Origin of the sequence: Protofrankia sp. Cr1, assembly GCF_963555865.1 — a bacterium.
Lineage (GTDB): Bacteria > Actinomycetota > Actinomycetes > Frankiales > Frankiaceae > Protofrankia.
Genome location: NZ_CAUVXO010000166.1, coordinates 1 through 9317, shown reverse-complemented (window position 1 = coordinate 9317; position 9317 = coordinate 1). Strand labels below are relative to the sequence as shown.

Below are 9317 nucleotides of genomic sequence, written 5' to 3'. Positions count from 1 at the left end.
CCACTGCGTCATCCTTGCTCGTCGGGGGGGAGCAGACGTATGCGGCCCGGGTCCGCGGGTCGTCCGTCAGGACCCGTGGAGGATCGACCACCGCCCACGGAAGGTGTAACGCCATGGCCACCACCGACCAGCAACCCACGGATGCCCGTCGACTCCTTGTCCACATGGTCGGCGCCGCCGACCTCGGCACGAGCTCCGGCCGACCGTTCGCGGCACGATGCGCCGAGTTGGAAAGCGCGGGCCCGGCCGAGGCTGCCCGCCTGCTGACGGCAAGCGCCGACCTGAAGCGCCCGGCGCCTCTGGCTGCGGTGTTCGCGGACGGTGCCCCCCGATACGACCGGGTCATTCTCGTCGTCACTAGGCCACAGGCCGGTACGGAGTCCGACAAGGATTTCACCCGTCCGCTCGGCGTGGCGATAAAAGAGCGGCTGGAAAGTGAGGGCCTGTACGGCGTCCATTTCGAAAAAGGTGCCGTGGAACTGCTGGAGGTCGGCGCCCCGCACAGCTCCAAGGTACGTGCGGCCATCCGTGACCGGCTGATGAGCATGTATGCGGGTAGGACCGCACCCAAGGTGGAAATCCAGTTCGGCAGCGGCGCGACCAACGCGGTGATCGGGCTGGTCGCCGGTATGCTCGAAGCCGGTGTGGAGCCGGGGCTGGTGTTGCTGGCCGGCGCTACCGGTAGGCGGATCATGCTCCGCGAGGAAATTCCCGACGAGAAGGAGAACGCGCAGCGCTGGCTCGTCCGGAACCGGTTCTATTCGCCCATGATCGCGCGTGATTCGGACAACGCCCGATTCTGGCAGCGTCGGTTGGACCGTCAGCTCCTCGTGATCGAGACCGCCGACCGTGATGAGGAGGGTGGGGCGGCCACCGGTATGGACGAGGAGGACTTGGCCCGCGTGCTCCTCGAACGGATCGGCCGGTACGAGGCGGTCGACGGTTTTCTCTTCCGGGCCTGGCTGAAAAACCGTACCCATGGCCTCGCCGGTCAGGACAGGGCGGGCCGTCCCGATGCCGAGCTGGACGCGAAGCTCGACGATCTGATCAGGCGTCGCTTTCCCGACCGGGAGATCCGGCAGGCGAACGAGAAACTGCCGCGTAGGGGCATCGAGACCCTGCGGGCCGCGCGAGCGGCAAAGAGCCTGTCAACATCCGCGCTCGACTTCCTGCTTCATCCGCGGCTTCCCGAGGCGGAGAACGCAGCCAAGGATCTGGCGCACGGAAACCGGGCGGATCCGAAGAACCCGCGGATCATCGACCGTTTTCTGGAGACACAGAGTTATCTGCCCCGCCATGACGAGGAGATCGAAGAAGTCGGCTACCCGAGATGGCTCTATCTCGGTGACCGGCGCGCTCTGATTCTCATCGCCTTGGGAAAGAACAGGGGCGAGGATTCGTGGACGTCCGGTCTGGACGGTCTCATCTGGCAGGCACGTCAGGATGACCGGTATGACATCACCCCGATAATCCGGATCGTCGTTTCCGCGGAGACCGAACCGATCGGTCGGTTGTGGGAGGAGAAGGCCCGGGCACAGGACGTCGACTGCCGGGTCCTGCTGACATGCGGGATCGACTTCGGTGATCTTGAGGCTATCCGGTGTGACGTGTGGGACGCCCTCGCCGCCGATGACGGCGAGCTCGACACCGTTGGGGAGGTCTGGGTGGTCACGGGTCCCGGTCCGAAGCCCCAGGGGCTCGGGCTCCTGCTCACGGGTATCGAGTGGGGTCTGTCGTCGGCCTGCCCGACACGGCTTGTGGAAATTCGTTCTGCCGCGGCGGGCTCGAATGAGTCGATCGTGGAGCTCGACCGGGAGGCGATTCTCAACCGCGTCGCCGGGGAAGCCGAACTGGCCGGGGTCGCGCTGTCCGCACTCGACTGCCTGGACATCAGCGCGGCGGCGGCAGCACTCGACCAGGGGTGGGCGCGGTCGCTGCGGCCACTTGCCGCCAGGGTGAGAAGGCTTTCTCTCGTCCCGGCCCCCCGGGATGGCGCCCGGGGAAGGAAGAAGCCGACTGCCGGGGCGGGTGCCGGCATCGATCCGGAATGGCTCGCTTCGATCGACATATCCGATCAGGAGAATTCCCCGCTTCTTCTGTTGCGCGCCCGGTTGCGGCTCGTTCAGACACTCGCGGGGAGCGATCCATGGGGCTGCGCGGTACGGGCCGCCGCCCTGTGTGAAGGGACCTTGGGAAAGCGCGGCGACAACGGATGGTACACGTTGCATCATTCCATTCCGGAAGCTAAGAAACTTGCGACCTACCGTAATCTCAGCCCTGCGGCGTACGGTAAGGATAAAAAGGGCGGAACCGGGGCTCCGCCCTCGGCGAAGGAACTGAAGGACTGCCTGCAGGGTCTGCGTAACGGCCTCAGTAAGCGTGTCACGGTGAACGGCCGCGGACTGCCCGATATCTGGGACAGCGTGCTCGTCGACGAACTCGAGCTGCTCAAGGCGGAGATCCGGGCGTTCACCGTGTCTAGGTGATGCTGCGCGTGACCGCCTGCGCGGTAGATGATCGGCGTAAGTTTGTCGGTATGTACGCTTTTCGGGCGAATAAGCGTACACATCGACAAACTTACGCCGATCTTGCTGGTGAGCAGCGCCGATCGAACAGGGATCTGGCGCCGCCTAGCCGGGTCAGGGGTGGCGCCAGGTGGCCGGATCGGCGGTGACCTGCTCGCCGCCGGCCATGTCCTTGACCTCGTGCGGCTTGCCGTCCTCGAACGGCGGGAACCAGACGAACGGGACCCCCTTGCGGGAGGCGTAGCGGATCTGCTTCCCCAGCTTGTCGGCCTGGTGGTAGACCTCGACGTTGTAGCCGCGGCTGCGCAGCGCCGCGGCGGTGGCCTGCGCCTGCGCGCGGCGGGCATCACTCGGGATGACGACGAGGATGTCGCTGGGGCAGCTGGGGCCGGTGCTCAGGCGGCCCTCGGCCACAAGTTTGGCGAAGATGCGGGTGAGCCCGATCGACATCCCGATGCCGGGCAGGTGCCGGCGGATGAACGACCCGGCGAGATCTGCGTAGCGGCCACCCGAGCAGATGCTGCCGTAGTCGGGCCAGTCGAGGAACTTTCCCTCGTAGACGGTGCCGGTGTAGTAGTCCAGGCCGCGGGCGATGGACAGGTCCGCCACGACGCTGCCGGCAGGCAGGTCCGACAGTTCGTCCAGGACGAACGAGAGTTCGTCCAGACCCTCGGTGAGCAGGTCGGAGGTGACGCCGAGGCGACGGATGTCCGCGGTCACGCCCGCGTCGACGCCACGGATGTGGGCGAGATCCAGACAGGATCTGATCTGTGCGGGTGTCAGCGCGGTCCGCGTGGCGAGCAGCTTCTCGACCCCGGCCGCACCCACTTTGTCAATCTTGTCCGCGATCCGGATGACGCCGAGCGGGTCGTCGATGCCCAGGCCGCTGTAGAAGCCCTGCAGCACCTTCCGATTGTTGATATTGATCGACCAGGCGGGGATGTTCAGGCCGGTCAGGATCTCGTGGATGATCCGGGGGAGCTCGGCGTCGAAGTGCAGCGGAACGTGGTCGACGTTGATGACGTCGATGTCGCACTGGGTGAACTCGCGGTAGCGGCCCTCCTGCGGACGCTCGCCACGCCAGACCCGTTGCATCTGGTAGCGCTTGAGCGGGAAGACCAGGTCGTTGAAGTGTGCGGCGACGTACCGGGCGAACGGCACGGTCAGGTCGAAGTGCAGGCCGAGTCGGGCATCGCCGTCGTCGGCAGCCTCGGCCTGGAGCCGGCGCAGCGTGTAGACCTCCTGTGACGTCTCGCCCTTGGCCAGCAGAACCTCGAGGGCCTCGACGGACGGGGTCTCGACCGAACAGAAGCCGTAGCGTTCGAACCCCTGGCGGATCTCGTCGAGCCAGCGCAGCTCAACCAGCCGGACCTCCGGCAGCCACTCGGGGAACCCGCTGACCTGCGCGGGTCGGACGAGCTGCTCGTCGCTCATCGCGGACGTTTCTCCTCTCGCGGGGCCGGGCTTCCGGTACGGCACGCAGGCCGTACCGTATCCCGCCCATCACGATCGACAGCGTCCCCACGTCGCCAGAGGGCCAAAGGGCGCGCGACGATCGTCAGATCGCGCGCCCGGAGGCCGTAGTCCCCGAGTTCGAGCGTCAACACGCCCAGCGCGGTCACTGTCAATCGCAGACCGTTTGGCTACTCTGTGTTTCGAAATAGATACAGCACGTGATTGAACGTGTTACTCGCCATAGGGAGGTTCCGTTGATCGGGATGCTTGACTGCAGCACGTTCTGGGAGTTGTTCTTCCGCAATCTGTCGTCCCTGGCAAACCTGGTTTTCTGACGAATTGCCGGCCGGCGTCCGTACCGCGGGCGCCGGCTGCCCGCCGCCTACGATGACGCGATCTTGGATAGATCAAAGTGTTCGCGGATCTCGGCCTGCACGTCGACGGCCTTATGTCGGGCGTCGACGACCGCCACGTATTCCTTGCGCTGGAAGATCTCCATCACCGGTCGGGTTTTCTCGTGATATTCCCGGAGGCGGACCTCGAGAGCCTCGGGGTTGTCATCCGATCGGGTCAGCAGCTGACCGCCGCAGACGTCACAGGTGTCGGCGACCTGGGGGCGACTGGCGATGAGGTTGTAGTCCAGTCCGCAGCGTGAACACAGCCGTCTGGCGAGCACCCTGCGGTAGACCTCCTCGTCGGGGAGGTCCAGGTAGATCACGCCGTCGATGTCGTAGCTCTCCAGGAAGAACTCGGCCTGCCGGGCGTTGCGCGGGAAGCCGTCGATGACGAAGCCGTAGTTCCAGTCGTGGCTGGCGAGGCGGTCGCGGACGACGGACTCGACGAGATCGTCGCCAACCAGGTGGCCGCTGGCGACGATGCGTCTGACCTGAGCGCCCAGCTTGGTATGGCTCTGCATGTTCCAGCGGAATATGTCACCCACGCTGATGTGGACGAGGTCGAGGTCGTCCGCGAGCATTTTCGCCTGCGTGCCCTTCCCACTGCCCTGCACGCCCATGATGACGAACTTGCGCACATCCACCTCCGACTACGGAGAAGTTCCACGGGCGCAGGCCGAATGTGGGCATTCGGCTGGCGCCGGATCAGTCGACGACGTAGCGGCGGGGCACCCAGGTCTGGGTGTCGATCGGCGGACGCATGTAAGCGCGTTCCTGCCGTGCCGGAAGCTGAATGTCCGTCTGCGGGAGGGTCTCATATGAGATCATGGTCAGCAGATGGCTGATGAGATTCAATCGGGCGCTTCGCTTGTCATCGGCGTCCACGACGTACCAGGGCACGTCCCTGAGGTCCGTATAGGCGAACATCTGATCCTTTGCCTCGGCGTAGTCGACCCAGCGGGCACGGGCTTCAAGGTCCATGTTTGACAGTTTCCACCGCTTGTCCGGGTTCTTGATCCGATCACCGAAGCGTCTTTCCTGTTCCTTGTCGCTCAGTGACAGCCAGTACTTCACGAGGATGATGCCCGACCGTACCAGCGCCCGTTCGAGCTGGGGGCAGGTCCGCAGGAAATCCTCGTACTCCTCGTCGGTGCAGAATCCCATGACCCGTTCGATGCCCGCCCGATTGTACCAGCTCCGGTCGAAAAACACTATTTCACCCGCCGCCGGCAGATGTTGGATATATCGTTGAAAATACCACTGCGTCCGTTCGCGTTCGGTTGGCGTGCCGAGAGCGACGACCCGGCAGTGCCGAGCGTTGAGTTTCTCAGTGACGCGTTTGATCGTCCCGCCCTTGCCCGCGGTGTCCCGGCCTTCCATGACCACCACGACCCGTAGGCCCCGATGAACGATCCACTCCTGCATCCGCACGAGTTCGGTCTGCAGGCGAACGAGTTCCTTGTCGTAGAATTCCCTCGAACAGCGCCGGGGAGTCACATGTGCCGACAGCGCAGCCTTCGTGGCCGGATCGGTGCTGTTGTTCAGATCCGCCATGGCCCTCTCCGTTCTATCTGGCCCGGCTGTTGCCCGCGGCCACACCGACCAGCCCACACCGACCAGCCCACACCGGCGGGTTGGTCATCACCCCGGAAGTAATTCCGGGGTGATGATCACTGGTACTCCTGTAATTACCCGAAGCGTATTCTACGGCGTATGCCAGCCTTGGCTGTGGGAGCCGGCGACACCGGACATCCGCCTGCTTTCGAACGGAGGACGGGATGGATCCGGTGACGCTGTCGGTACTGGCCAGCGCCCTTGCCGGTGTCGCCGAGGAGACCGGGACACTGCTCGTGCGCAGCGCCTACTCGTCCAACATCAAGGAACGCCGGGACTGCTCCGCCGCCCTGTTCGACGCGGCCGGGCGGATGGTCGCCCAGGCCGCCCACGTCCCCGTGCACCTCGGCGCGATGTACGAGTCGGTGCGTGCCGTGGCCGAACGCGGTGCCGTGCCCGGCGACGTGTGGGTGCTCAACGACCCGTTTGCCGGGGGGAACCATCTGCCCGACATCACCCTCGTCTCGCCGCTGGCGGCCGATGGCCAGATCGCCGATGGCCAGATCATCGCCTATGCCGCGACCCGCGCGCACCATTCGGACGTGGGTGGGATGCGGCCCGGGTCGATGCCGGCCGACTCGCAGGAGATCTATGCGGAGGGGCTCATCATCCCACCCGTGCGGCTTGTCGCCGACGGTGAGTGGCAGGACGACATCCTTGAGTTGATCTGTGCGAACTCCCGGACCCCCGAGCTGCGGCGTGGCGACCTGCGTGCGCAGGCCGCCGCCAACCGGCTCGCCGGCACCCGGCTGGCCGAACTCGTCGACCGTCGCGGTCTGGCCGTCGTACTGGAGGCGTTCACCGAGGTGCTGGCCTACGGCGAACGGCGGAGCCGGGCAATGATCGCGAGTCTGCCGGACGGCCGGTACACCGCTGTCGGCGAGGTCGAGGGCGACGGCGTGGGCGACGACGACATCCCGATCCGGGTGACCGCGACGATCGAGGGGGACGGGCTGACCGTCGACTTCGCGGGAACCTCGCCGGCGGTACCGGGCAACGTGAACTGCCCGCGGGCGGTCACCCGGTCGGCCTGTTGTTTCGCGTTGCGGGTGCTGCTGCCCGACGACGTTCCGGCCAACGACGGCACCTACGCTCCGCTCACGGTGCGCACCGAGCCAGGGTCGCTGGTGGACGCGCGCCGGCCGTCAGCGGTGGTCGCCGGCAACGTCGAGACATCCCAGCGGATCGCGGACACGGTGCTCGCGGCCCTGGCCCCGGCCCTCGCCGCCCGGTCGCAGACGGCCCAGTCGGGGCCGGCCGGTCTGCCCGCGCAGGGGCAGGGCACGATGAACAATCTGATCATCGGTGGGCGTGGGTGGACGTACTACGAGACGTTGGGCGGTGGCCAGGGCGCCTCCTCTCGCGGACCGGGGCCGTCCGGTGTGCATGTCGGTATGACCAACACCCTGAACACCCCGATCGAGGCGCTGGAGCTGGAATACCCGATGCGAGTTGAACGCTACGAGCTGGACCCGGGCACATCCGGGCCGGGGCGCCATCGCGGTGGCGCCGGGCTGGTGCGGTCGATCCGGGTGCTGGAACCGGCGACCCTGTCGGTGCTCACCGATCGCCGTCGGCATGCACCACAGGGCGCCGCCGGCGGTGGTCCGGGCGCGGTGGGTCGTAACGAGGTGGACGGTGTTGCGCTGGCACCCAAGACAAGTCTTGAGCTGGCCGCCGGCGCGGTCGTCATGATCCGTACCCCCGGCGGTGGTGGGTGGGGGAGCCCGGAGCCGTCGCGTCCACCCGGCGGATCCGGATGGTCCGGACCGACCGCCAGTTGACCAGCATGACGTGGCCGTCAGCGAGGTGCAGCTGCTCGACCTCGCACCTGAACACCGCTTGAGCGATGCGACGGCGTAGCTCTTCGACATCGGTGTCGTCGGGCAGGGGGTAGTCCTCGCCATCGATGGTGATGATCGCTGCCACCGTTTAATGATCGCACGTGTGTTCGATCAAAACAACGCTGTGGTCCGCGATGTGGATGTGATCACTTTTGCGATCGATGTCACGGCAGTGTCGCTGCAGTGTCGCTGCGCGGTCTCTCCGGTGGCCATGTGTTGGCTGTCGGGGGCGCTTCCGTCGCCTCGGAGCGGAAATGCGCCGATGATCGGGTCTGGGTATGCGCTCGCAGGTGCGGTGCGCGGAGCCGCCCAGGAGTAATGGTCATCGGAGGGGTATGTGGGCACCGTCGTGCTGTCGCCGCTGGCGCGATCATTTGACGGCGCGCTGCTGGCTGTGGGCGCGCGGGCGGACGAGGCCGGGCGGGCGGCCGCCTTTGCGGATCTGGCTCGTCGTTACTGTGAGTCTGGTCGTTATTACCATACATTCCGTCACGTCGGCGAGACGCTGACGGCGTTGCAGGTGCTCGTCGCGGCTGATCGGGCCTGGGATCAGCCGACCGGGCGCGCCGGCGCGCTGTCGGCGGTTGCCGGCGGCAGGCTTGCGATCTTCTTCCATGACGCGGTCTATGACACATGTGCGGGCGACAACGAGGCCCGCTCCGGAGAGCTGGCCGTTGCCACGCTGACCGAGCTGGGATGTCCGCGGTCGGTGATCCGGGACGTCGACCGGTTGGTGCGGGCAACGGGGACGCATGTGTCCGCCGAACCCGACGAAGCCATGATCAACGATGCGGACCTGCGGGTGCTCGCCCGTCCGGCGCCTGCGTACGACGTCTACGTCCGCAGAGTACGGCGGGAATACGGCTGGGCCTCCCCGGAGCAGTGGGTCGCCGGCCGGGCGGCCGTCCTGCGTGCGTTGCTCGACTGCCGGGTATATGCGACGCCCTGGGCATTTCACCACTGGGAGCCGGCAGCCCGTGCCAACCTGCGCCGCGAACTGGCCGATCTGCGGCGTGTCCGGTAGGTGAACGGTCTGATTCTTTGTTGTCCGAAACTGGATGCTCCATTGATATATTTGTGGTCTGTATTGCGGAGATGGCCAATATATCAACAACTGCGATCATGAATCGGTCGAATGGCTGGCAAACGATGCCACGCTGGCCGACGCTGGGAAGGTGGACGAAACGGATCAGGCAGTGTCCGCCGTGGGCGGCCCGGCGGATGCGGCAAACGACGGTCCATCGATATCGGCCCGGCTCGACGCCTTTGCTGAGCGGCTGCGGATGCTCGGAGCCGTCACCCGGCCGGATGTCGCGCGCGCGTTTGCCACCGTCCGGCGGGACCGCTGCCTGACCGGCTTCTATGACGGTGTGGGGCCCACACCGCGCTACCTCACGGTCTCTCAGGACCACCCACCGTCCGGCGACGTCCTCGACGCGGCCTATGCCGACAGCGCCCTGGTCACCCACATCCCGCAGACGTCC

At 66.2% G+C, this 9317-nt stretch carries 6 protein-coding genes and 1 pseudogene; 4 read left to right on the top strand and 3 right to left on the bottom strand.

Annotated features, from left to right (window positions below; translation table 11 throughout):
- The first annotated feature begins 113 nt into the window (after positions 1–113).
- Positions 114–2486 (top strand): hypothetical protein, encoded by a 2373-nt coding sequence (locus tag U9980_RS14390; protein WP_322768380.1) that lies wholly within the window; start codon positions 114–116, stop codon positions 2484–2486.
- 153 nt (positions 2487–2639) lie between these two features.
- Here the strand turns inward: U9980_RS14390 and hisS are convergent, their stop codons facing one another.
- The 3 genes from hisS to ppk2 form a co-directional block, all read right to left on the bottom strand.
- Positions 2640–3959, bottom strand: coding sequence for a histidine--tRNA ligase (hisS, locus tag U9980_RS14385; protein WP_322768379.1), 1320 nt, complete (start codon positions 3957–3959; stop codon positions 2640–2642).
- Between the two features lie 403 nt (positions 3960–4362).
- Positions 4363–5013, bottom strand: a complete 651-nt coding sequence (locus tag U9980_RS14380; RefSeq protein WP_322768378.1) for a nucleoside monophosphate kinase — start codon at positions 5011–5013, stop codon at positions 4363–4365.
- Between the two features lie 67 nt (positions 5014–5080).
- Entirely contained in the window at positions 5081–5929 is an 849-nt protein-coding gene (ppk2, locus tag U9980_RS14375) for a polyphosphate kinase 2 (protein WP_322768377.1), read from the bottom strand.
- A 224-nt stretch (positions 5930–6153) separates the two neighbouring features.
- Here ppk2 and U9980_RS14370 point away from each other — a divergent pair, with 224 nt between their 5' ends.
- From U9980_RS14370 to U9980_RS14360, 3 genes and pseudogenes are all read left to right on the top strand, one after another.
- The gene (locus U9980_RS14370) at positions 6154–7773 is read left to right on the top strand and encodes a hydantoinase B/oxoprolinase family protein (RefSeq protein WP_322768376.1); all 1620 of its coding nucleotides are present in this window, start codon (positions 6154–6156) and stop codon (positions 7771–7773) included.
- Positions 7774–8170: 397 nt separating this feature from the next.
- Positions 8171–8857, top strand: a complete 687-nt coding sequence (locus tag U9980_RS14365) for a hypothetical protein (RefSeq protein WP_322768375.1) — start codon at positions 8171–8173, stop codon at positions 8855–8857.
- A 172-nt stretch (positions 8858–9029) separates the two neighbouring features.
- Positions 9030–9317 (top strand): annotated as a pseudogene (locus U9980_RS14360) (hypothetical protein); the annotation flags it as partial.